The organism is Arthrobacter sp. CJ23, from assembly GCF_024741795.1.
In the GTDB taxonomy this organism is placed as follows: domain Bacteria; phylum Actinomycetota; class Actinomycetes; order Actinomycetales; family Micrococcaceae; genus Arthrobacter.
Map to the genome: position 1 here is coordinate 3,426,458 of NZ_CP102950.1, position 22,537 is coordinate 3,448,994.

General features: G+C 67.5%; 22 protein-coding genes. 12 read left to right on the forward strand and 10 right to left on the reverse strand.

Translation table 11 applies throughout. The features are described from left to right. The first annotated feature begins 26 nt into the window (after nt 1-26). From NVV90_RS15415 to asd, 9 genes are all read left to right on the forward strand, one after another. Nucleotides 27-1,706 carry a hypothetical protein gene (locus tag NVV90_RS15415; RefSeq protein ID WP_258438127.1) on the forward strand — a complete coding sequence of 560 codons (1,680 nt, stop codon included), beginning with the start codon at nt 27-29 and terminating at the stop codon, nt 1,704-1,706. Beyond that, nucleotides 1,703-2,104: a GntR family transcriptional regulator gene (locus NVV90_RS15420; RefSeq protein WP_258438128.1), complete on the forward strand. Its 402-nt coding sequence runs from the start codon at nt 1,703-1,705 to the stop codon at nt 2,102-2,104. Before NVV90_RS15415 ends, NVV90_RS15420 begins: the two co-directional genes overlap by 4 nt. After that, nucleotides 2,101-2,904, forward strand: coding sequence for a thymidylate synthase (locus NVV90_RS15425; protein ID WP_309304068.1), 804 nt, complete (start codon nt 2,101-2,103; stop codon nt 2,902-2,904). Before NVV90_RS15420 ends, NVV90_RS15425 begins: the two co-directional genes overlap by 4 nt. Beyond that, nucleotides 2,901-3,500, forward strand: a complete 600-nt coding sequence (locus NVV90_RS15430; protein ID WP_309304069.1) for a dihydrofolate reductase — start codon at nt 2,901-2,903, stop codon at nt 3,498-3,500. The genes NVV90_RS15425 and NVV90_RS15430 overlap by 4 nt, the downstream gene beginning before the upstream one ends. A 7-nt stretch (nt 3,501-3,507) precedes the next feature. Next, on the forward strand, nt 3,508-3,729 hold the full coding sequence (locus NVV90_RS15435) for an NF038396 family protein (protein WP_258438129.1): 222 nt from the start codon (nt 3,508-3,510) through the stop codon (nt 3,727-3,729). A gap of 131 nt (nt 3,730-3,860) precedes the next feature. Beyond that, nucleotides 3,861-4,865, forward strand: coding sequence for a hypothetical protein (locus tag NVV90_RS15440; RefSeq protein ID WP_258438130.1), 1,005 nt, complete (start codon nt 3,861-3,863; stop codon nt 4,863-4,865). Between the two features lie 22 nt (nt 4,866-4,887). Next, nucleotides 4,888-5,538: a hypothetical protein gene (locus tag NVV90_RS15445; protein WP_258438131.1), complete on the forward strand. Its 651-nt coding sequence runs from the start codon at nt 4,888-4,890 to the stop codon at nt 5,536-5,538. Continuing rightward, on the forward strand, nt 5,531-6,043 hold the full coding sequence (locus tag NVV90_RS15450; protein WP_258438132.1) for a hypothetical protein: 513 nt from the start codon (nt 5,531-5,533) through the stop codon (nt 6,041-6,043). Before NVV90_RS15445 ends, NVV90_RS15450 begins: the two co-directional genes overlap by 8 nt. Nucleotides 6,044-6,723: 680 nt before the next feature. Continuing rightward, the gene (gene asd, locus NVV90_RS15455) at nt 6,724-7,854 is read left to right on the forward strand and encodes an aspartate-semialdehyde dehydrogenase (RefSeq protein ID WP_258438133.1); all 1,131 of its coding nucleotides are present in this window, start codon (nt 6,724-6,726) and stop codon (nt 7,852-7,854) included. Between the two features lie 253 nt (nt 7,855-8,107). Here asd and NVV90_RS15460 read toward each other — a convergent pair whose 3' ends face one another. Next, on the reverse strand, nt 8,108-9,223 hold the full coding sequence (locus tag NVV90_RS15460; protein WP_258438134.1) for a winged helix DNA-binding domain-containing protein: 1,116 nt from the start codon (nt 9,221-9,223) through the stop codon (nt 8,108-8,110). Between the two features lie 133 nt (nt 9,224-9,356). On the opposite strand from NVV90_RS15460, the gene NVV90_RS15465 reads away from it, so the two are divergent. Beyond that, a complete protein-coding gene (locus tag NVV90_RS15465; protein WP_258438135.1) occupies nt 9,357-9,839 on the forward strand; it encodes a hypothetical protein in 483 nt (160 codons plus the stop codon). A gap of 47 nt (nt 9,840-9,886) precedes the next feature. Here the strand turns inward: NVV90_RS15465 and NVV90_RS15470 are convergent, their stop codons facing one another. The 4 genes from NVV90_RS15470 to NVV90_RS15485 form a co-directional block, all read right to left on the reverse strand. Continuing rightward, nucleotides 9,887-10,954, reverse strand: a complete 1,068-nt coding sequence (locus NVV90_RS15470; RefSeq protein ID WP_258438136.1) for a UDP-N-acetylmuramate dehydrogenase — start codon at nt 10,952-10,954, stop codon at nt 9,887-9,889. A 9-nt stretch (nt 10,955-10,963) separates the two neighbouring features. Beyond that, on the reverse strand, nt 10,964-12,265 hold the full coding sequence (locus tag NVV90_RS15475; protein WP_258438137.1) for an MFS transporter: 1,302 nt from the start codon (nt 12,263-12,265) through the stop codon (nt 10,964-10,966). 65 nt (nt 12,266-12,330) lie between these two features. Beyond that, nucleotides 12,331-12,768 carry a MaoC family dehydratase gene (locus NVV90_RS15480; protein ID WP_258438138.1) on the reverse strand — a complete coding sequence of 146 codons (438 nt, stop codon included), beginning with the start codon at nt 12,766-12,768 and terminating at the stop codon, nt 12,331-12,333. Between the two features lie 2 nt (nt 12,769-12,770). Further along, the gene (locus NVV90_RS15485; RefSeq protein WP_258438139.1) at nt 12,771-13,220 is read right to left on the reverse strand and encodes a MaoC family dehydratase N-terminal domain-containing protein; all 450 of its coding nucleotides are present in this window, start codon (nt 13,218-13,220) and stop codon (nt 12,771-12,773) included. 135 nt (nt 13,221-13,355) lie between these two features. Between NVV90_RS15485 and NVV90_RS15490 the strand changes: the two genes are divergently transcribed. Continuing rightward, nucleotides 13,356-13,775, forward strand: a complete 420-nt coding sequence (locus NVV90_RS15490; RefSeq protein WP_258438140.1) for a metalloregulator ArsR/SmtB family transcription factor — start codon at nt 13,356-13,358, stop codon at nt 13,773-13,775. A gap of 2 nt (nt 13,776-13,777) precedes the next feature. Next, nucleotides 13,778-15,436, forward strand: a complete 1,659-nt coding sequence (locus tag NVV90_RS15495; RefSeq protein WP_258441209.1) for a SulP family inorganic anion transporter — start codon at nt 13,778-13,780, stop codon at nt 15,434-15,436. Nucleotides 15,437-15,466: 30 nt separating this feature from the next. Here NVV90_RS15495 and NVV90_RS15500 read toward each other — a convergent pair whose 3' ends face one another. The 5 genes from NVV90_RS15500 to guaD all read right to left on the reverse strand — a co-directional run bounded on the left by NVV90_RS15500 (nt 15,467) and on the right by guaD (nt 22,177). After that, the gene (locus NVV90_RS15500) at nt 15,467-15,691 is read right to left on the reverse strand and encodes a DUF3188 domain-containing protein (RefSeq protein WP_258438141.1); all 225 of its coding nucleotides are present in this window, start codon (nt 15,689-15,691) and stop codon (nt 15,467-15,469) included. Between the two features lie 36 nt (nt 15,692-15,727). After that, nucleotides 15,728-16,678, reverse strand: a complete 951-nt coding sequence (locus tag NVV90_RS15505; RefSeq protein ID WP_258438142.1) for a DUF2797 domain-containing protein — start codon at nt 16,676-16,678, stop codon at nt 15,728-15,730. A 2-nt stretch (nt 16,679-16,680) separates the two neighbouring features. Further along, a complete protein-coding gene (locus NVV90_RS15510) occupies nt 16,681-17,544 on the reverse strand; it encodes a CoA ester lyase (RefSeq protein ID WP_258438143.1) in 864 nt (287 codons plus the stop codon). Between the two features lie 131 nt (nt 17,545-17,675). Beyond that, nucleotides 17,676-20,762 carry a hypothetical protein gene (locus NVV90_RS15515; RefSeq protein ID WP_258438144.1) on the reverse strand — a complete coding sequence of 1,029 codons (3,087 nt, stop codon included), beginning with the start codon at nt 20,760-20,762 and terminating at the stop codon, nt 17,676-17,678. Then, entirely contained in the window at nt 20,759-22,177 is a 1,419-nt protein-coding gene (gene guaD / locus NVV90_RS15520; protein ID WP_258438145.1) for a guanine deaminase, read from the reverse strand. Before guaD ends, NVV90_RS15515 begins: the two co-directional genes overlap by 4 nt. Nucleotides 22,178-22,537 lie beyond the last annotated feature (360 nt).

Genomic DNA, 22,537 nt, shown 5'->3' on the forward strand with positions numbered 1-22,537 from the left:
GATACAAAGACTTGGGGGTCATTGTCATGTCGTTTGAGCTGCCGCCGCTGGCTCTGCTCGCCCCGCTGGGCGGGGCCGTTGTTGTCTACCTCTTCCTGCGCTGGGTGGTGTGGGCCCCTCGCGTCGGGGCCAGCGCCGCGACGGTCTCCCAGCACGCCCTCTGGGTAGGAATCATCGGGTGGATGGCCAGCTCGCTCCAGGGCGCCGTCCGCGCGGGACAGATCCCGGCCAATCCAAACCTGGCAAGCGGCTCTTCCACGGCAGCCGATCTGGTCCAGCTTCTGGGCTGGCCCGTCCTGGCCGCGCTGGCCGTCCATGCGATCGGGCAACTGAGCTACCCGGCACCGAAGCAGGCGCGCAGGCATGCGGAACTGGCGGTCCGGAGGATCCGCGACTTCCTGCCCAGGAAGCTTGCCTGGACCACGGCCGGCATCCTTGTGGTGTCTTTGCTGTTCATGGTGCAGATCTCGGCCTTGCCAGGCTTTGACCCTGTGCTGCCGGAGCCGCAGCCAACGCCTGCCACAGGCGGGCCCCTCACCGGCGGCCCGGCCAACGGCGGCCGCGACGGCCGGATCCCGGGCGCCGTACTCGCCGCGTGGCTCGGCGGGGCCCTGCTCGTGCTGGCGGCCGGCACTTGGCTGGTGCTGTGGCTCATCGCCCGGCGCCGGCACCTCGAAACCCTCGACGGCGAGGACAACCGGGCCCTGCGCACCATCGCCATGAACCGGCTGCTGCGCACCGTGTCCACCATCGCGGCGGGCCTCGCCGCCGTCGCCGGGAACTTCGCCCTTGCCACGCCGCCGGGCGTGCTCCCGGACGGACCCGGACTCCCGCTGGCCGGGCTGAACGTCCCGGTCCTCGTCAACCTTGTGGTGCTGCTGGCCATGTGGTGGTGGCATGCCGGCGACTTGCCGTCGCTCGCCGCCGCCAAGGCCGCGGAGCGCGGTACGCCGCTGAGCCACGATCCCGCGGCCCATCCTGCGGCGCGGCTCTCCGCCTCCATCGGCGTGGGCCTGGGCGTGGTGGCCGGGATGCCGCTGCTGGCCGGACTGTTCTTCATCCCGGCGTTGGCAGCCGCCGGCGCGTGGGGCCTGCCCGGCATGGTGGCCTTCGTCGCCGCGCTGCTGCTGCTCGCCATCGCGGCCGGGGAGCTGGTGATCAGGGCCAACTACGGAAAGGCGGATGCACCGGTCGAGTGGCCTGCGCAGCCCGTCTCGCGGGGGCTGCTGGCCACGGCCATCGTGGCGGCGTTCCTGCTGGTATCCGTCCTGGTCATCACAGCCGTGGGCCAGAATGCCCTGTACCAGGCACCCGTCTGGCCCGCCGTCGCGGGGGTGACCGCCGTGGTCCTGGCGGCCGGCGGCGTCGCGCTGCTGGCGGCCCGGTTCCGCCGGGGCGTCCCGGATGCAGGCGGCGGCCACGGCCTGGACGGGGCGCTGCGCGCGATCTCCATGTACCGCATTGTGCGCACGCTCGCCGCCTACTGCCTGTTCCAGGCCGGCCTGGTGCTGATGACCACCAGCCACGCCTTGCCGCCGCTCTTCCGGGACCCCCGAAGCTTCGTTCCCGAGGACGCACCAGCGGCCATTGCGGCCGGCGCGGTGCTTGCCGCCGTGGCCGTGGCCATCGCCATCACCCCCGTCCGCCGCCTGCTCCGGGACCTCCCCGCGCCGGCCGGAAGCCGGAGCGAGGAAGCGTCGCGGTGAGTGCCCGGATCTCCATCGACCTCAGCTCGGCGGTGCCGCCTTACGAGCAGATCCGGGGCCAGATCAGCTCGCTGCTCGCCGTCGGGGTGCTGCCCCCGGGCAGCCGCCTGCCCACCGTCCGCAGCCTCGCGGCGGACCTCGGCATCGCCGCCGGCACCGTCGCGCGGGCGTACAAGGAACTGGAGCAGGCCGGACTGATCGAATCCCGACGGCGGAACGGGACAATCGTCGTCGGGCACCCTGCGGAGCCCGGCAGCACCGCTGCCGCACCGGGCGCTGAGGTGATTGCCGCCGTCGACGGCTTGATCCGCACGGCCCGCGCTGCCGGAGTGGGTGACGAAACGGTCATCGACCTGCTCCGCGGCAGGCTGGCCGGACAAAGTAAGCTGGAGGGGTGAGCACTCCCACCCCTTATGAAGACCTCCTGCGCGACGTCATGGCCAACGGCACGCACAAGTCGGACCGCACCGGCACCGGCACGCGCAGCGTTTTCGGCCGCCAGCTGCGCTTCGACCTCGCCGAGAGCTTCCCGCTCATCACCACCAAGCGGGTGCACTTCAAGTCCGTGGCAGTGGAGCTGCTGTGGTTCCTGCGCGGCGATTCGAACGTGAAATGGATGCAGGAACAGGGCGTCTCCATCTGGGACGAATGGGCGGACGCGGACGGCGAACTGGGCCCGGTGTACGGCGTGCAGTGGCGCAGCTGGCCCACCCCGGACGGTGGCCACATAGACCAGATCGCCGAGCTCATGGCCAACCTGGCTGCGAACCCGGATTCACGCCGGCACATCGTCTCGGCCTGGAACGTGTCCGAGCTCAAGGACATGGCACTGCCGCCATGCCATGCGTTCTTCCAGTTCTACGTGGCGGACGGCAAGCTCTCCTGCCAGCTCTACCAGCGCTCCGCGGACACCTTCCTGGGCGTGCCCTTCAACATCGCCTCCTACGCCCTGCTGACCTGCATGGTTGCCCAGCAGCTGGGCCTGCAGCCGGGCGAGTTCGTCTGGACCGGCGGCGATGTGCACATCTACGACAACCACGTGGAGCAGGTGGGCGAACAGCTCAGCCGCGAACCGTACGAGTACCCGCAGCTGAAGATCCTGCGCAAGCCGGACTCCATTTTCGACTACGCGCTGGAAGACTTCGAAGTGGTCGACTACCGCCACCACCCCACCATCAAGGCACCGATCGCCGTATGAGCACCCCCGACGATTCCACGCCCGGCGCCCTCCCGGAGCTCATCTTCACCGAAGCAACGGCCGCCTCCATGACGGGCATCGGCCTGATCTGGGCACAGACCAGCGGCGGCGTGATCGGCAAGGACGGCGGCATGCCGTGGCACCTGCCGGAGGACCTGAAGCACTTCAGCAAGCTCACCACCGGCCACCCCGTCATCATGGGCCGCAAGACCTGGGAGTCCTTCCCGGCGAAGTACCGCCCCCTGCCGGGCCGGACCAACATCGTGGTCACTCGGCAGAAAGACTGGGCTCAGTCGCCCGAAGCGAGCGGCGCCATCGTGGTCCGCTCCCTCGATGAAGCGCTGCTCGAATCGCAGTTCGCCCCCGGTGGGCAAAAGGTCTGGATCATCGGCGGCGGGGAGATCTTCCGCCAGTCCATGGAGATCGCCAACATCGCCGTGGTGACCATCATCGATTCCGAAAGCAACGGCGATACCTTCGCCCCCGAGCTGGACGAAAACTGGACATTCGACACCATGGTGCCGGCCCAGGGCTGGCTCACCGCCAAGAACGGCACAAACTACCGGTTCACCTCGTGGCGCCGGGCGGAAGGCTAGAAAAGAAATGCTCAAGAAACCCGAAACCCTCTTTGTGCTGGGCTACATGCTGCTGCCGCTGTTCGCGCTGCTGTCCGCGATCGTGGGCCTCACCATGATCCTGGGCGGCAACAAGATCATGGGCATCATCGTGCTGGTGGTCATCACCCAGGTGTTCGCTTTTGGAGCGTTCTTCGCCCTGCGCGCGCGCAAGACCGCCCTGTTGCAGGGGCCCGACACCGGGGAGTAGTTCCGCTGTGCGGCCCCTTTCGTGAAGGGCGCTGCCGTTATCCACAAGCGGCAGAACTCCCCATCGCGGCGGGGACGGCCGGAAGCTAAAGTCGGATGTCAGAATGAAGCTTGACCATTTTGGGGGATGAATTGACAGGCACCTTGTGGGGCGCCGACGTCGCGCAGTTGCGCAGACTGGCGCAGGACTTCGCCAAAGCCTCCGACGCATTGCTTCAGCAGTCGGCGCAGCTGTCGAACCAGATCAACAACAATCCTGCATGGAAGGGCAACGATGCGGCCCGGTTCACGTCTGAATGGAACAGCAGCCACCGTGCTCTCTTGATGCAAACGGCGTCACAACTCATGGCCGGGTCCAAGAAGCTTCTTGAGGACGCCAACCAGCAGGAGCTGGCCAGCGATGCTGCGCCTGGATCAGGTGGCGGACCGATTCCGTCCGGCGGACCGGGCGGCAACGGCGGAGCGAGCGACAACGGCCTCTGGGGGCCCGAGTGGATGGCCGATGAGGACTCTCCGTTCCGTCAGGGCTGGGATGGCTACAACGGCGTGGTCGGGCTCAAGACCGTGCCATACGGCCTCCGCGACATCACACACTTTGCCGGGATGTTCGGCGACGAAATCCGCGATCTTTGGCGGAGCGGTGACCAACTCGGCGCGCTGAGGACAGCTTTCAATTCCCAGCTCTGGGACGTCTCGCAAAGGGCCGACGGCCTTCGCGGCGCGTTCTCAGGCACTGCCGACCTCATCACCGGCAACTTCGGTGACTTCGCGCAGACGGCACGGGGAGCTGACGCGGCCCCGCTGAGCGGCCTGAGCAAATTTGGCCTCAATTCCGCTGGCCATGTCCTGGGCGGACTCGGTGTCGCCTTGGACGGCTTGGACACCGTCAACGCCGTCATGGACGGTGAGACCGGAGACGCCATCAAATCCGGACTCAAAACTGCCCTGGGAGTCGGATCATTCCTGCCTCCTCCCGTTGGCGTGACCTGCATGGTCATCGGCGGCGCCTGGGCTGCCGTGGAACTGATCCCCGGCGCCAAGGACGCGATCGATGACACGTTCGATGCCGTTGGCGATTTTGCGGAAGACACAGCCAAGGACATCGGCGAGGGAGTCAAGAACTTCTTCGGCTTCTGACAGCACTAGAGCAAGGAACCTCGTGGCTACCCTGACCAAAGGTCAAGACACTTCACTCGGCTTTGGCATTGCCGAGATGGCATACATCCTCCAGCTTCAAAGCACGCCGGCAAGTGTGTCCAGCACCCGCTGGCTCCGCTTGGGCGACGAAGCCGAAGACCATGACCTCATCCGCGCCGGCCTCTCTTCCCTGATCGCCCGCGGCCTCGCGAGCGTCGACAAAGAAGGGCAGATCAGCTTTGACCAGCGGGTGGACGTGGTCGCTTACACCCTTGCGGCCGCCGCGCGGTGGACGCAGATCGATCTCCTGCAGAGCGCTGAGCTCGGAGACACGGTCCTTCATGTCGAGTCCGACAAAACCAAGCTCCTGCTTCAGCCGAGGACCATGCAGGCGTGGTTCGCGCTGCCGCAGGACCCCGCGATTTCGGCTGAGGCCGCTGAGGCCTTCCTGGTCCGCGAACACCTCACGGAACACGCCGACGGCGGTGTCCGGCTCCGCACCAGCGGCCCGGAAGGCGATTTCCAGCTCGTGGTGCGCAAAGACACCAGGGGCTGGGTGTGCGCCGCCGTGGACGGCGACACCGTGGGGGCGGAAATTCCCGTTCACGGCGATGCGGATCTTCTTCAGGTACTGGCAGGCTTCCGCTCGGGAACCCTTGGTTCCAATGACTGAGCCGCAGACCTCCATTCGCAGGGGTCCTCGCCGTGAATACTTCTATGCCACAGCGATGGACGACGTCATTCGTGCCTACAAGCCTGAAGAGTGGGGGCTGGGCGGAAACCTGCCATCCGGGAACTACACCACCCGCAGCCCCATCGGATTGGTGGTTGTCATGGTGCTTCTGACAGTGCCGGCAATTCTCGCTCCGGTGATGATGGTCCTCGGAGCCGTGTCCTTGAATCTGGGAATATTCCTTCTGTTCCTTGTCTGCACCGTGCTGTTCACGGGTGGCTGGTTCGTCGGGCTGGGTTCCCTCCGAAGTGAGTCGAAGGCGCGCAAGCTGCGCCGTGCCAAGGGCCTGCCCAAGCCCCGGTACGGTGTCACTGACGACCAAGCGCGCAGGTGGTTCGAGGCACACCCAGGGACCGTGGACATCACCCGGGAGAACTTCCCGGCCAGCACCTACGCGTTCCCGGTTGAACGCCCGAAGGGCTCCGGGGACGGGATCGGCTTCTGACCGGGCCGCGGGTGCCTCCCCTGCCGCCATTCGCACTAGTAGTCCTGTTGCGACTGGTGGATGGTTATCCACAAGCGGCAAACTCCGTATCGCGACAACGGTGGCCAAGGCTAGAGTCACTTGTCAGGACAACGCTTGCTGAGTGTCGAAAAATTGCTGGGTGAACAACTACTGGGCCAGGAGTAAGCGAATGACACCTGATCGTCCCGCCTTCCGGCGACCCGATGGAACACCATACGACCCAAGCCGCTTCAATGTGCGCCAATACGAGGAGCAGTACGGTCCAGGAGGTGTACCGGGGGGCTACTCGATGGCCGCCATTACTCCCCTGCAAAGTCCCACGGCGATCACGGTTCTGGCCGTCATCTTGGTCTTGATGACGGGTGCACCAATCTTTGGAGCCTTCGTAGCGGCAAAATCCGACCCTGGCATGGTGGCCCCCTGCATCATTGTGGCTGCGCTGTTCCTCCTCTTCGCCGTGTGGGGTTTCGTCATCGCCGGACGGCGTCGGCGATGGTTGCGGGAACGCTCACAGAGCCCCAGGACCGACCATGGTGTATGAGCGAGAGCCTGAGCGGCGGAACGATGCGGCGGCCGCTTCGGCGAGGGCCGTCGTCGTGCATTTGCCTGCGTGACGTAACCGACGGCGACAGTTCGCTCCGAAAGTTTAGACTGGTCCAATGACTACAGCAGCTAATCCGTCCGTTGGACTGGTCGGTTGGCGTGGCATGGTCGGTTCCGTCCTGATGCACCGCATGCAGGAAGAGAACGACTTCGCCAACATCAACCCGGTATTTTTCTCCACCTCGAACGCAGGAGGTGCCGCCCCGTCCTTCGCCGATGGGGCAGGCAAGCTCGAGGACGCGTTCGACATTGAGACATTGTCGAAGCTGCCGATTATTGTCACCGCACAGGGCGGCGACTACACCAAGCAGGTCCACGGCGAACTCCGCAGCCGTGGCTGGGACGGCCTCTGGATCGATGCCGCCTCCACGCTGCGCATGAACGACGACTCGATCATCGTGCTGGACCCGATCAACCGCGACGTCATCGACAAGGGCCTCGCAAACGGCACCAAAGACTTCATCGGCGGCAACTGCACCGTGTCCTGCATGCTGATGGGCCTCGGCGGCCTGTTCAAGAACGGGCTGGTCGAGTGGGGCACCTCCATGACCTACCAGGCGGCCTCCGGCGGCGGCGCCCGCCACATGCGCGAGTTGCTCAACCAGTTCGGCACCCTCAACAACGAGGTCAGCAGCGAACTGGACGACCCGGCGTCGGCCATTCTCGAGATTGACCGCAAGGTCCTGGCGCACCAGCGCACCGACATCGACGCCACGCAGTTCGGCGTGCCGCTGGCCGGTTCCCTGATCCCCTGGATCGACGCGGACCTGGGCAACGGCCAGTCCAAGGAAGAGTGGAAGGCCGGGGTGGAAACCAACAAGATCCTGGGCACCTCCGGCGACAGCCAGATCATCATGGACGGCCTGTGCGTCCGCATCGGCGCCATGCGCTCCCACTCCCAGGCACTGACCCTCAAGCTGCGCGAGGACCTGTCCGTCGCGGAGATCGAGAAGCTCCTGGCCGAGGACAACGAATGGGCCAAGGTGGTTCCCAACACCAAGGAAGCCTCCATGGCGGACCTGACCCCTGTGGCTGCTTCCGGAACCCTGGAAATCCCGGTTGGCCGTATCCGCAAGATGGAGATGGGCCCCGAGTACATCAGCGCCTTCACAGTGGGCGACCAGCTCCTGTGGGGTGCGGCCGAGCCGCTGCGCCGCATGCTGAACATCGCCACCGGCAAGCTCTAGCCAACACGCGCAACCGGCCCCGGTTCCACCGCTGAAAAGCGTGGGAACCGGGGCCGATTTCGTTCGTGCGCCGGCTTGGCGCGGCGTCCGGGGCGCGCGGCGTTGGTGCGCCGTCCGGGACGCCGGCCGGGACGCCGGCCGAAGCAGGAGGAAGACCCCCGCCCAGCACGGAAGCCTCCCTCGCTTCCATACTACGAGCCCGGGAATCACCGCTTCCAGTGCCCCGCCGGCCTTTCGGCGCTTCTGCGGCCCTTCAGCGTCCCAGGAAACCGAGGTACTTGGCGGCCTGGAGTTCGAAGGAGCGCTGCGCGGCCGGGCCCAGGGTGCCCTCGAACGGTTCGGGCACCACGGCGGTGCCCTTGCCCGTTCCTTCCCGCGACCACGTACCCACCACCCGGCCACCGGAGACGATCATCCGCTTGAAGACTCCGTTGCCGCCGGGCACCACCTTCTGGGCGTGTTCCGGGGGCAGGACCAGGCTCCGGTCCTGGTAGCCGAGCAGGAATTCGTCGAATCCCGGCAAGGCGAGGAGCGTGCGGGAACCGGGCACGCCGTCGTCGAGCATTGCGGCGGCCTCCGGAGACAGCCAATAGCTGGTGTCCCGGAAAACGAGCTCCACGAGCTGCCCGCTGACGGCGGCCAGCGCCTTCCGAACTTCCGCGAGGGGTATCTGGCTCCACCAGGAAAAGTCGCGTTCGGTGGCGGGTCCGTGGCTGCGCAGGTAGCGGAGCAGGAACTCGGCGATTCCCTCGTCGCGGTCAAGCGTCCGGGATTCGGGGATCCACTCGTCGAAAGCCACGAACAGCTGCTGTCCCAGCGCCCTGCCCGCCGTGCCGGCCGGCGGCCCCTGAACCAGCCAGCCATGCTGGCAGAGGATCCAGAGCAGGTGGATGCCACGCTGGGCCTTGGTGCCTTGGCCGGCCCCTTCAAAGACCTTGAACAGCTCCTCGCGGGTGGCACCGGGAGTTCCGGCGACATGTCCAAGGGCCAGCTCCCGGCAGATCGCGATGTCTGCGGCGTCGATGCCCAGGTCCCGGTGGCGGGCGGTGGCCGAACGCATGGCCCGCTCCGTGGTGATGGCCAGGATCCAGCGCAGCTCTCCGGGCGGCACCAGGTGCAGCGTGCCGCGCATGGGCCACGAGCGGACCACGGTTCCGTTTTCCAGCGCCTCCAACACGTCCGACAACCCCGATCCGGGCACGCGCTGACCCACCGCCCAGAACGCCGAGGCCAGGTCCTGCGCCTGCATCGCGCCCATCTTCGAGACGCACTCAGCCACGCTGCCGAAACCATCCTGCAGACCCTGGCTGGCGAGCCGCAGGCGGCCGATGACCTGGGGTGTGACATGGACTTTCGCGGAAGCTGCCATGGCCCCATCCTAGGGGCCCATGCGGACCATTGGTGTCCTTGATTGCCGGCGGTGCCGGAGCGGTGGAGTCCCATCCCGTCTACGCACACGCGGTTCCCAGCCACCTCGCAGCAGCCGTCACTACAGTGGTGGCATGCTCTTCGGTGACCTGTCCCCGCTCCTGCGGCCCCTGAGCCGGCGTCTGGCGACCGCTGGCTGGTGCTTCACGGCTGCAGGTTTGGCGGCCGGACTGGCCGTGGCGCTTGGAACGGGCGTGAGCCTGCCCCCGGGGATGCAGCTGGTCCAGACAGCAGGGCTCATTGCCACGGCGGCTTCGGCCCTGCTCATCGGCCTCGGAGCGGCATGCCAGCCCACCGCGGGCGCCGAGGAAGTGCCGGAGCCGTGGGCCTACCCGGCCGCCGCATCGCAGGTCCGCAGTTTCCTGCTGGGAGCCATCGTGCTGCTGCTCGGACTGGCCGGCTTTGCGGCCGCAGGGCTGTTCCTGCCCAGCGGGCCGTCTCCGCAGAGCCTGGCGTTCACGCAGATCTTCCTGCAGGGGTCCGTGAGCTGCGGCCTGACGTTCGTGCTCCTGAACAAGGTGCTGCCCCAGGCGGACCGCGAGACGCCGCTGCCCTGACGGTTGGGCGGTCCCGGCAGCGGGCGGCCAGCCGCTTACGCGCAGCGTTAGAGCGCGACGCCGATCAGCAGCGGTTCGGGGTGCAGTTCAATGCCAAAACGCTCAACGACGCCGGCACGCACCGCGCGTGCGACTGCCACCATGTCAGCTGCGCTGGCCGAGCCGCGGTTGGTGATGGCCAGCGTGTGCTTGGTGGAGAGCGAGGCCCGGCCGCCGGAGACGCTGCCGGGCTCGATCCCGAAGCCCTTGCCGAAACCTGCCTGGTCGATCAGCCAGGCCGCGGAAAGTTTCACGAGGTCGTCGGCCCCGGCCGGGTACCGCGGCGCGTTCTCCGGCAGCACGGCGGCTGCCTCGGTGGTGACGATGGGGTTGGTGAAGAAGGATCCCGTGGAATAGGTGTCCCGGTCTGCGGCGTCCAGGACCATGCCCTTGGACGCGCGCAGGCGCAGGACCTCGCGGCGGACATCGTTGGCATAGGCGCGCTTGCCGGCTTCGACGCCGAGGACCCGGGCCAGCTCGGCATAGCGGATGGGGGCGCTCATGCGGCCTAGCGGGAGCTGGAATTCGACCGTCAGTACCACGTAGCGCGGCGAACCTTCCACCGTGGTCTGCTTGAGGATGGAGTCCCTGTACCCGAACTTCAGCTCGGAGCTGGTGAAGGTCTGGACGGCATTGCGTTCTCGGTCCCAGGTCCGCACCGTCGCGATGGTCTGCGAGACGTCGGCACCGTAAGCGCCCACGTTCTGCACCGGCGTGGCGCCGGTGGCCCCGGGAATGCCGGAAAGCGCCTCAAGTCCCGACCATGCGTGCAGGACGGAGTGTTCCACCAGGGCGTCCCAGTTGTGCCCGGCCTGGACCACCACAGAGACTCCCCCGCAGCTGTCCTCGGCCGTGACGGTGAAGCCTTCGGAGGCGACCTTCAGGACGGTGCCCGGGTATCCGTCGTCGGACACCAGCAGATTGGACCCGCCGCCGATGATGAGCAGCTTCTCCCCCGCGGCGTCGGCGGAACGGACGGCCTCGATGATTTCGGCCTCGGTTCCGGCCACCACGTAGTTGCCTGCGGGGCCGCCCACGGCGGCAGTGGTCAGTTCGGAGAGCATCATCTGGGTCACCGAACAAGCTTACGGGGTGCCGGAGCCTGCAAGCTTTCGGCCTGGTCCTTCGTGCCCGTCGTGCCCGCGGCGCCCGCCACCGTGCCCGTGGACCGGTTTCCGGAGCACCGGGGCCAGGAAGAAGCTCAGCGCCTGGAAGAGCAACACGAAAAGCAGGGAGTGGAGGATGCCGACGTGTTCGGCGAGGAAGCCCAGGACGGGCGGGCCGCACAGGAATGCCCCGTACGCGACGGTGGATGCCACGGAGACCCGTGCTGCGGCATGGACGGGATCATCGGCCGCGGCGGACATTCCCACCGGGAAGCCAAGGGATGTGCCCAGGCCCCAAATGCCGAGTCCAACGAACGCGATCCAGGCGGCCGGCGCAAAGACGAAGGTTGTCACGCCCAGAAAGGCCAGCGCCGCGCAGCAACGCATCACGGTGACGCGGCCGAAGCGGTCCAGCAGGAAGGTCCCGGCAAAACGGCCCACGGTCATGAACGTCACAAACACGCCGTAGCCGGCGGCACCCGCCGCCTCGGTTTGTCCGTGGCCGTCGGTCAGCGCCAGGGCGGCCCAGTCGCCGGCAGCGCCTTCGGACAGCGCCAGGCCGAGCAACAGGAGGCCCAGCAAGAGGGTCCGTGGCTCGCGCCACGCCATGGCAACCAAACGCTTGCCGTGCAAGGCCGCCGATTCCGAGGCCAGGGCCGGGTTGATCACGGGCAAGGGGCCCGTGGATGGGTCCTCGAAGGTGTCTGCCCTGCGGTGCTGCACCGGTTTGCCTCCGCGTGTGCCATCCCGGTCCGCACGGAAGGACAGGCTGGCAGTCATCACCGTGGAGATCGCCACGGCGCCCACCAAGCCCAGGTGCCAGGCAACGGAGAGCTGTGCTGCCGCCGCCCATGCGCCCGCGGCGGCACCGGCCACGGTGCCCAGGCTGAAGGAGCCGTGGAGCCATGGCATGACGTGCTTGCCCAGGGCCCGCTCGACGGCGGCACCCTCCACGTTGAGCGCCGTGTTGTAGCAACCGTTGGCCAGGCCCAGAAGGGCGAGACCGCCGGCGGCAACCACAAGGCTGGACAGGACCGAGGTACCGAGGCCCAGGAGCAACAGTCCGCTGCCACTCAGGACGCCGGCAATCCTGGCCACACGGGTTGATCCCAGGCGCAGCACCACGAGCCCCGAGACGGACACCGAGGAAAACGATGCCGCCGTCAGGCACAACAGCATGAGCCCCACCGTGGCCGGGGTGAGATCGAGCCCGTTCCGCACGGCGGGAAGCCGGGAGACCCACGTTGCCGCCGCGATTCCACTGGCACCGTAGGCTGCCATGACAGCAAGACGCCACCTCGCAATTTCTGCTGAGGTGGCGCCCTTGCCGTGGTTCAACGTGCTTTTCAAGGCAGCTTGACGACGGCCTGGGACTTCATGAGCACCTTCAGGCCGGCGGAGACCACCGTGAGGTCGATGCGCGCGGTGCCGGCGTCGGCGTCGAGCGCTCCCACCACGCCGGTGACCTCGATGACCGCGCCGGGCTCGCCGGTGCCTGTGGTGTCGGCGACCAGGACGGGCTTGGTGAAGCGGGTCTGGTAGTCGACCACGGCGGCGGGATCGCCCGCCCAGTCGCTGACCAGCTGCACCGCGGATCCCATGGTGAACATGCCGTGGGCGATGACGCCGGGAAGTTCGACGCCGGTGGCGAAGGCTTCGTTCCAGTGGATCGGGTTGAAGTCGCCGGAGGCGCCTGCGTATTTCACGAGGTCCTGGCGGGTGACCTCAATGCTGCGCGTGCCGATTTCCTGGCCGACTGCCAGTTCTGCAAGGGTGGGGCTCATGGTTACTGTCCCTCTCCGCGGACCAGGATGGACGAGGTGGTGGTGGCAACCTTCTCGCCTGCCACCGTGGAAATCTCCGAGCGGGTGGTGATCATGGCGCCGCCGCCCATGGCGCGGACGCCGTCCACGTGCAGTTCGGCCACCAGCTGGTCGCCGGCGACGATGGCGCGGTGGTGGGTGAAGCGCTGGTCTGCATGGACCACGCGCGAGAAGTCGATGCCGGACTCGGGGTCTTCCACGAGCAGGGCGTCGGCGCGCTGGGCCACGATGATGGCGAAGGTGGGCGGGGCCACGAGGTCCCTGTGGCCGAGGGCCTTGGCGGCCTCCACATCGAAGTGCGCCGGGTTGCTGGCCTTCACGGCCCGGGCGAACTCGCGGATCTTTTCACGGCCGACGTCGTAAACCTCTGCGGCAGGGTAGCTGCGGCCCTGCAGGTCCGGATTGATACTCATGGTCCAACCCTATCGGCCCAGCTGCCCGGACCGCAGCAGCGCTGTCGCCTGTCCGGCATCCGGGATGACATGGGACACATGGCTGCTGATATGATGAATCCATCATATCGTCAAATCAAGGATGGCAAGGACGCCGTGTTTTCAGCAGCCCAAGCACCGCTGTACGAGATCAAAGCCAACCTTTTCAAGGGACTGGCGCACCCCGCCCGGATCAGGGTCCTCGAACTGCTGGCGGCGGCACCCGGCACCACCGCCCCCGTGAGCTATCTCCTGGCAGAAACGGGGCTGGAGGCCTCCCACCTTTCACAGCATCTGGCCACCTTGCGCCGGCACAAGGTGGTCACGTCGTCCCGAACCGCCAACTCGGTGAACTACAGCCTGGCGCACCCGCTCATCGCGGAGCTTCTTGCAATCGCCCGCACCTTCCTGCTGGACAGCCTGGCCGAGTCTCGCGAACAGCTGCAGCTGGCAGAGCAACTGCCTGGCGTCGTCGCCACGGGCCCGGCGCCCGCCAAGTCGTCCTCCCACGACGCGCAAACGGAGAGCGCATCGTGAACATGGCCCTTTTCCGCCGGTTCCTGCCAGCGCGGGCCGACTACTCCGCACTGGGATCCTCGTGGAAAAGTGATCTGCTGGCCGGCGTCACGGTGGGGATCGTCGCGCTGCCGCTGGCCTTGGCCTTCGGCGTCAGTTCCGGGGTCGGCGCAGAAGCCGGCCTGATTACAGCGGTGGTGGCAGGACTGGTGGCCGCGGTGATGGGTGGATCCAATGTGCAGGTCTCCGGACCGACCGGCGCCATGGTGGTGGTACTGGCCCCCATCGTGGCCGCCCACGGGGCGGGAAGCGTGGCCGTGGTGTCCGTCCTGGCCGGGATCATGGTCTGCGTCCTGGGCCTCAGCCGTCTGGGCCGGGCGGTCTCGCTCATCCCCTGGCCGGTAGTTGAAGGGTTCACCCTGGGCATCGCCGCGATCATCTTCCTGCAGCAGGTTCCCTTGGCCACGGGCACGGCCGCCATTCCCGGCCACAATACCCTTCTGGCCGCCTTCGAAGCAGGAGCCCGTGCCAGCGGCCCGGCCGTCTTTCAGACACTGGCCGTTGTCGCTGTGGTGGCCGGAATCATGCTCGCCGTGCCGCGCCTCCACAGGGCGCTCCCGGCGAGCCTCATCGCCGTCGTCCTGGCTACCGCGGCCACAGAACTCCTTGGCCTGGACATCCCGCGCATCGGTAGCCTGCCGCATTCCCTTCCGGTGCCCGGCATCCCGTCTTTTGACCTGGCCTCTTTCGGAAGCCTCCTCATGCCCGCCCTGGCGGTGGCCGCCCTGGCTGCCATCGAGTCCCTGTTGTCCGCCCGGGTCGCCACTGGCCTGATGGGCCCGGACGGCAGGCCCACCGGCCCCTACAGTCCGGACCGCGAGCTCACGGGGCAGGGCCTGGCTTCCATCGCCGCTGGATTCTTCGGGGGCATGCCTGCCACCGGCGCGATCGCCCGGACCGCAGTCAATGTTCGTTCCGGCGCCCGGACCCGTGTGTCGGCCATCGTCCATGCGATCGTGCTGCTGGCCATCATTTACCTCGCTGCCGGCCTGGTGGGACGGATACCGCTGGCAGCCCTGGGCGGGATCCTCATGGTCACGGCGGCGCGCATGGTGTCGACGCGAACCATCTCAGCGATCCTGCGCTCCACCCGTTCTGACGCCGCCGTGTTTGTCATCACCGCCATCATCACGGTCGCCTTTGACCTGATCATCGCCATTGAGATCGGCCTCGCTGCGGCCGCGGTGCTGACGCTGCGCAAGGTGGCCTCCCTGACCGGGGTGCGGCGCGAAGAGATCCAAGGGCCACCCGTGGACGGCGATCAGCACATCGCGGTGTTCACGCTGGACGGCGCGATGTTCTTCGGAGCAGCGGAGCGCGTTCTGCAGGAGATCAGCCAAGTCCGGGACATAGAGGTCGCCATCATCAGGTTGTCACAGCTCAGGATGCTGGATGCTACGGGGGCGCACGCCTTGGTGGATGTTGTCTCGGCATTGGAGCTGCGCGGCATCACGGTGCTTATCAAGGGCATCCAGGCCGAGCACCTGTCACTGGTCACGAACGTGGGGGTTATCAGGTCCCTCCGGCACCATAAGCATCTGTTCGCAGAACTGGAGCCAGCCGTTGAACACGCCCGGAGCCATGTGCGAAGAAACGAACGCGCCAAGGACACGGCGACGTGATGGGGCGCTGCGGCACGGGGTGGCGTGCGGTTACTTCTTGTAGCCCTTGCGGATTTGCTGCCCGCGGTACACGAGGCCCACGACGTGCAGCACCAGGCCCGCTCCGATCACGGCCAGCGAGGCCATGGCCAGGCCCTGGTTCTGGGAGGTGTTGGCCACGATGTTGAGGATGATCCCGACGGCGATGAGCCCCATGGCGCCGAAAACCAGCGTCTTGTAGGCGGTGGACGCGGTGGCCCAGAATTCGTTCAGCACCGTCCAAGTGTACTGGTGCGGTGTGGACTCCCGCGTTCAGAAGAGGGAGTCCTGCAGGGCCGGGATCTCGGTGTGGTGGTCCCCGAACTCGATCCGGCGGCCCTTGAGGGCGCCGAGATCGGCCACGAAGTCACCCTCCACCGGCACGCCGGCCGCATCAGGGAGCATGGCCAGGGCGATGGCCCCGGAGAGTGAACGGATCTCGAGGCCGTGCCCGCCGCCGTCGAACGCTGCGGGGTAGGCAAGCCTGCGGCCCGGGCCGCAGAGTTCCCGCGCGAGGGCCGGCCGTTGCCACTCTTCCTCCACGACGGCGAAGCCTGTCATGGCCAGGCCGGCAAGGAGCTCGCGCACGCGGGCGGCTGCCTGCTTGTTGACGGCGGAAAGTTCGACGGCTGGACGCGGCTCCAGCAGCGCGGCGGCCTTTCCGGCGGAGCGGACCTGCTGGACGAGGCCCAGCTCGCGGGTGGCCAGGTCCTCGAGCACCCGGACCACCCGGCCATCCTCGGCATGGGCAACGTAGGAGGCGTGGACGGCTCCCTGTTCGGCCAGCCGGTTCCACTTGCGCGGGGCCGAGGCCGTGCCGATCTTGGTGGCGCCGCCGGCGAACGTGGCAACGTAGAGCCAGTGCGGCTGCATGAGGTAGGCGCGCAGACCGGCGGGCACGGGGCCGCCCCGGTGGAAGTCATGCATGAGCCGGGAGTCGTCGCGGGCGAAGCAGGGGCCGCACTGCTTGCCGCGGACGGCCGGTGCACGGTCCTTGCACGGGACGTGCGTGCGCTCCCCCGGCCCGTGGACCTTGACATGGCCCAGGCACCACAGGCCGGGAAGGATGCGCAGTCCAAGGCGGGAAGCCGCGGACAGCGGAACCGCGGTGCGTCCACCGGACGGTGACTGGAGCTGCAACGCCGGCAGACCGCCGTCGGGCGCGTCCTGGTCCGGCGGACCGTTCCAGGAAACGCCGTGGACCAGCAGTTCTGCAGCTTCCATGGCTACAGGGAAGGCTGGACCCCGAAGGCCACGGCAAGCTTCATGATCTTCTCGGCGCGGCCCAGGCGCGGGAGGTCCGAGCCATCGCGGATCACGCGGCCGTTGGCCTCGAAGTCGTTCATGAAGTCGGTGGCCCAGGCGACGTCGGACGGCGTGGGGCTGATGACCTCGTTGATGATCTTGGTCTGGTCGATGGCCAGGCACAGCTTGCCGGTCATGCCCATGGCGACCGTGATGCCCGTCTGCTCGCGCAGGATGGGGTGGTTGGTGCCGACGGTGGGGCCATCGATGGGGCCCGGCAGGTTGCCCACGCGGCTGGCGACAACCAGCTTGGCGCGGGGGTAGGCCATGGCTTCCGGGGTGGCCGCCATGCCGGTGTCGCGGCGGAAGTCGCCGGAACCGAAGGCCAGGCGGAAGGCACCCTGGGCGCGCGCGATGTGGTTGGCTTCCTCGATGCCCAGGGCGGACTCCACCAGGGCAACCACCGGGGTCTTGCCGTCCATGCGGTGGAAGGACTCGGTGACCTGGTCCGCGGATTCGGTCTTCGCGAGCATGACGCCCAGCAGGCCGGGCGTGCCGCGGAGTCCGGCGAGGTCATCGGCCCAGAACGGGCTGGTGGCATCGTTGATGCGGACCCAGGCCTTGCCGCCGGCGGTCAGCCAGTTGATGACGTTGTGGCGCGCGGCGTCCTTCTGCGAGGGGTCCACGGCGTCTTCGATGTCAAGGATGATGGCGTCCGCCCGCGAGCTGGCCGATTCGTCGAAGAGTTCCGTCTTCATGGCGTTCACGAGGAGCCAGGAGCGGGCGATTTCGGCGGGAATGTTGCGGGTAGGCCGTACAGAAGCGGCGGCGGTGCTAGACGTCATGTATCTACCGTATCCGCCCAGCCGCCGCCGCGCCGAAGAAATCGGCCCGCGTGTGAGTAGCAATACGAACTAAAGGCGATATGACCGGGGTGCGGCGGGATTCAGCGGCTCCCGGCGGCCTTCAGCGCGCCTCACCGGGCAAGGATATCCAGCAGCCTCCTGAAGTCGCTGCAGCCTGACCCGTCCGGCTGGCAGGCGTGCTTCTCGGTGATCATGGCGGTGTCCAGTCGATTGATGGAGAAGCTGGACAGCGTCCAGCCCAGCGGCGGGTCGATGGCCGGTTCGCTGTTCGGTGCGACCTCGACCACCCTGTTGGTGCCCAGCAAGCCGGCAAGGGCCGACGTGGCTGCCAGGCAATCCGGTCCAGCCTGGTTGTCGTCTCCGGTGGCCGGCACGGGTGGTGCGGCCGGCACGGGTTCCGTGGCGGGCACGGGCAGCTCGCAGACACCGGCACCCTCCTGGAGCCGCTGCTTCCAGGCGGCGGCATCGGACTGCGCGTCCTTTGCCTTGATCCCGGCCAGGGGGACGGCGAGTTCGGAAACCGGCTTCGGGATGGCGCGTGCGACGTCGGATCCCGGCGAGTTGCGGATGTAGACGAAGATCGGAACAACGAAGGAGTCCTGCGCCGCCTCCACCCGGGTGAGCCGCTGGGCCAATGGCGTTGAGAGTTCCACGTCCCTGTTGTGCTGCGCCACCACCGCTCTGAGCTCCCACCACAGGTCGGCAATGGTGCCCAGGCCGGATCCTTCCGCATAGCCGCCGTCGATGGCCTGCAGTGACGACGCAAGGCCCAGGTCATCCGGGCATGAAGGCTTCTGACCCGCGGGGCCGTCCCCGGGGTAGAAGACCCTGCCGGCCGGGGAAATGATCGGGAACCTGGCAGACAGGCCCACAGCGGTGGACCAGTTGAGATGCGTGTTGCAGAACTGCCCGGCTTCCAGGAGATCCAGGGTGACGGGTTGGCCTTCAGTCGCCGTGCACCCCGGTTTCCGGGGATCCGGCGTTGCCGCGGTGAGATCGAGGTGGCCGACGAGCAGCCGGCAGCCGGACCCTGTCGCCGTGGAATTGAGAAGAAGGGCCCCTGCAGGCCCACGCGTGGAAACGTCGAAAGGTTCGCCCAGTTTGCCTGCCTGCGACTCCCAGATGGTTTCCATCAGCCCCGCGCGGTCGTGCCACTGCCAGCCGGCGCCTTGGTCCGTGGGCAACATGACGCCCACACCTCCGGCCACCAGATCCCCCACAATGGCCCCCGCCACGCCTGCGGCCAGGGCATCGGGCGCCGCGACGGCGTCCACGGTCCGGACCATGTCGGGTCCTGAACCGTAGAGGTCCACCAGGGCCAGCCCCAAGGAGCCACCACTGACTCCGCTCGAAGCCAGCGTGGCCACGGGCCCGCAACCGGCGTCGGCGTTCGCCAGTTCGGCAAAGACCCGGGCCGTCCAGCTGGCCGCCCGGATGCCCCCGCCCTCGGACGCGACCAGCAGCATGGGCCTGACGCCCTTTCCCCCGCCCGTATCTTGCTCGCAGGGCTTGCTTGTTCCCAGCCACTCTGCGAACCGGCCCTGAATGTCCAGACGTACGGCCTGCGTCGCTTCCCCTGGCTGACGCAAGGCATGGACCTGCGCGTTTCCCCCGTTGATCTGGCCGATGGCCAGGATCACTGCGAGGAGGGTCAGGACGGGGTTGGCGGTGAATCCCATGAGCTGGAAGATCTCGAGCGGCTTCTGCTCCTGGACCTGGACGATCAGGAAGCCGAGGACCAGGGCCCACGATCCCACGCCTCCCACGGCGGTGGCGGACACTCCGATGAAGCCGGTCACGGGTCCGGGCAGGACGGCCAGGGCCGTCAGGAAGAGCACGGCGAGAACGAAAAGCGCGAGCAGCCACTTCCTGAAAGCGTCCGGCGGTCCCCCGCTCGGATTCAGCCATGCGGACAACGCGCCCATGCCTTTGCCGGATGGTGCCCGCTTCATGATCCGCCGGACAACGAACGCCTTGAAGGGGTATGCCGCCACGGCCTGGAGCGCGCCGAAGGCCAGGAAGAACACGGCCCAGCCGATGCGCGCACTGTCCTGCTGGGCCGGCACGTCCGCTTGGATCAGCCCGTTCACTACAGGGCCGGCGAAGGACCTGACGCCCGCGAGTCCCGCGACCGCCAGCAGCGCGACGGCGAGGTTGTCGCCGCCGCACCAGGCATCCAGGGCGCGTTCCCGGTCCTGGGTGACGGGAGCCAGCGCCGGAGAGGGAAGCCACACGGACAGGGCGGGCAGCGCCAGTGGAGGAAGCACGAACAGCAGGATCTGGAACCAGGCGAGTTGCCCGTTGCCGACCGTAGCCCAGATGATCCCGGCCAGGACGGCCACCGGACCGATCAGCCACCACAGGCGGCTGGGCGGGTCGTTGGGAACCTTGCCCAGCTCCCACAGCTGCCAGGCCAGATCGGAACGCCGTCGGCCCAGGACAAACAATCCGATGGTCACCACGACCACCACAACGGCCGTGCTCAGCCAGCTGGGGCTGAACGGCCCTTCCACGGCCCAGAGCCGCTGGGAATCGGGCATCTGGTCATTGACCCCGGGAATGGGCAGCAGTGCCAGGACCGCGATCAACGCCACCACGGCGGCCGACAAACGCTGGAAATGCAGCGTCAGCGCGATCCTTCGAATCCCACGCAGGATCCGCGTCCGCACCCCCGGAACCAGCAGGCAGCACAGCAGGAAGAGGATCACCGCGAGCCATTTGGCGAGCGCCACCCACGCGAGGGGATCTCCGGCCCAGGACGCGCGGTGTTGCTGCACGTCCGCGGCACCGATGAACAGCAGGCCTGCTTCGGCCAGCTCCGCGAGCGCAATGATCCCGGCGAGAGTTCCCAGTTGCCAGCGCGGCCGGACCAGGCGCCACAGAAGCCAGACGTAGCTGGCAGCGAAGAGGAGGTCCAGGCTTGCATGGATGCGGATCAGGACCGACAGCCGCGGCCCGTCCTGCGGATCCAGCCGGCTCCAGATCTCCCAGCTGTCCCGGCTTTCGAAGGCGGCCGCCCCGACCACGTCCGCGATGCGCCTGCTCTCGCCGGATACGATCAGCCCGCCAACGAGCCGGTCCACCTCCGCCATGGCCAGCCACAGGGCCAGTGCGGCCATGAGCCAGGTGGCGGTTTTCCAGCGGAGCACCCGTTCATGGGCTTCCGGCTCCACCGCGTCGGCTGCCGCCGCCGTCATGGGGATGCTTTCCCAGACGAAGCTTTCTTGTAGGCGCGCTCGCCCATCACCCAGGTCTCGTCGACGGCGCGGTCATCGCCCACCATCATGATGCCGAACAGCAGTTCGGCCGCCGTCGCGATGTCCTGCGGGCCGCCGTCCGCCGCGAAGAGGCTCATGTGCCAGGCAGTGCCCGGAGGTCCGCCGTTCCAGTCGAGCACCACGAAGTCGGCCTCCTTGCCGGCGTCGAAATTGCCCACCAGATGGTCAAGGTACAGGGCCTCGGCCCCGCCCTTGGTGATGGAGTAGAAGGCCCGGTAAGGCGAGAGCTTGTTGCGTTCCGATTCGGCCAGGTCCTGCTGCCGTGGATCGATGCTGCCGTCCAGGACGGTGCTGTTCAGCATGCCCACCTTGTAGGCCTCCTCCAGGGTGTTCAGGAGGCTGAAGCGGTTCCCGCCGCCCACGTCGGTCCCCATGGTCATCAGCACCCGGTGCTCTGGGTCCGTGGCGCGGCCGAGGCGGAACAGGCCGCTGCCCAGGTAGAGGTTCGAACCGGCGCAGAACGTCACCGCGGCACCGGCGGCGGAGAGCCGCCGGAACTCGTCGTCGGTGAGCCAGACACCGTGCCCGCCGGTGAATCTGGGGCCAACCAACCCGAACTTCTCGTACACGGCAAGGTAGTCGGCACAGTCCCCGAACATCGCCGCCACGCCGCGGATCTCGGCCGGGTTCTCCGAGATGTGCGTGTGCACCCAGAGTCCGGGATGCTCCGTCTTGAGCCTGCGGCAGGCCTCCAGCAGCTCCTCCGAGGCGCCGAAGGCAAAGCGGGGCGTGATCGCGTAGAGGTTCCGCCCCGCCCCGTGGTACTTCCGGATGAGCGCCGTGCTTTCGGCGTAGAAGTCCTCGGGCGAAATGGTGAACCAGTCCGGGGCGTTCCGGTCGATGCCGGTGATGCCCGTGATCACCCTCATGTTCCGGCGCGCGGCCTCCTCGAAGACTTCTTCGGCACAGACGGCGGTGCTGGTGGTGAAGGCCTGGCACGTGGTGGTTCCTGAGGCCAGCAGGTTGTCGAAGAAGTGCGAAACGCCTTCCTTCGCGTAGCCGCGGTCACGGTACTTGCGTTCCTCGGGGAAGACCCATTTCTTCAGCCACGGCAGCAGCTGTTCCCCGTAGGCGCCCAGGATGCGGGTCTGCGGAACGTGGATGTGGCCGTCGATGAATCCGGGCAGGATGACGCGGTCCCGGATTTCGATGGTCTCCACGCCCCGGTACGTCCCGGAGAGTTCGGCATACGGACCGAAGGCGGTGATGATCCCGTCCTCGATGACCAGGAGTCCGTCGGCGAAGAAGCGGGCCGCGTCCTGCTCATGTCCCACGTGCTTCCACGGATCGTCGATGAAGTCCAGGAAGGTTCCCCGGATCGCTTTCTGGGACATGGCACTGGTCCTGACTCTCGAAGGGACATCGAGCAGCAAAGCAGCCCTCGGCCCGCGTCCACGATCCCCGTTGCCGCGGTCCGGCGGCTTGGTGCCCATCGTGACACAGCCGCACCTCCCCGGGAAGACCCGGGAGGGACGCCTTTCCTGACGTTCGGAGACCTCCCGTGAAGCCCGGCCGACGCACGGCGCCGCACCGCGACATGTGTCATCAGATTGCCCCGGATGGCGCCCGGTTTCCCGCCGTTTCCCGGGATTTCCCGCGGTTTCCGGGCGTTACTTGCGGGCTTCCCAGCCGCCCCCGGGATGCGCTTACATCGTTCCCACCGGCAAGCACAACCGCACCGGACCAACCACATC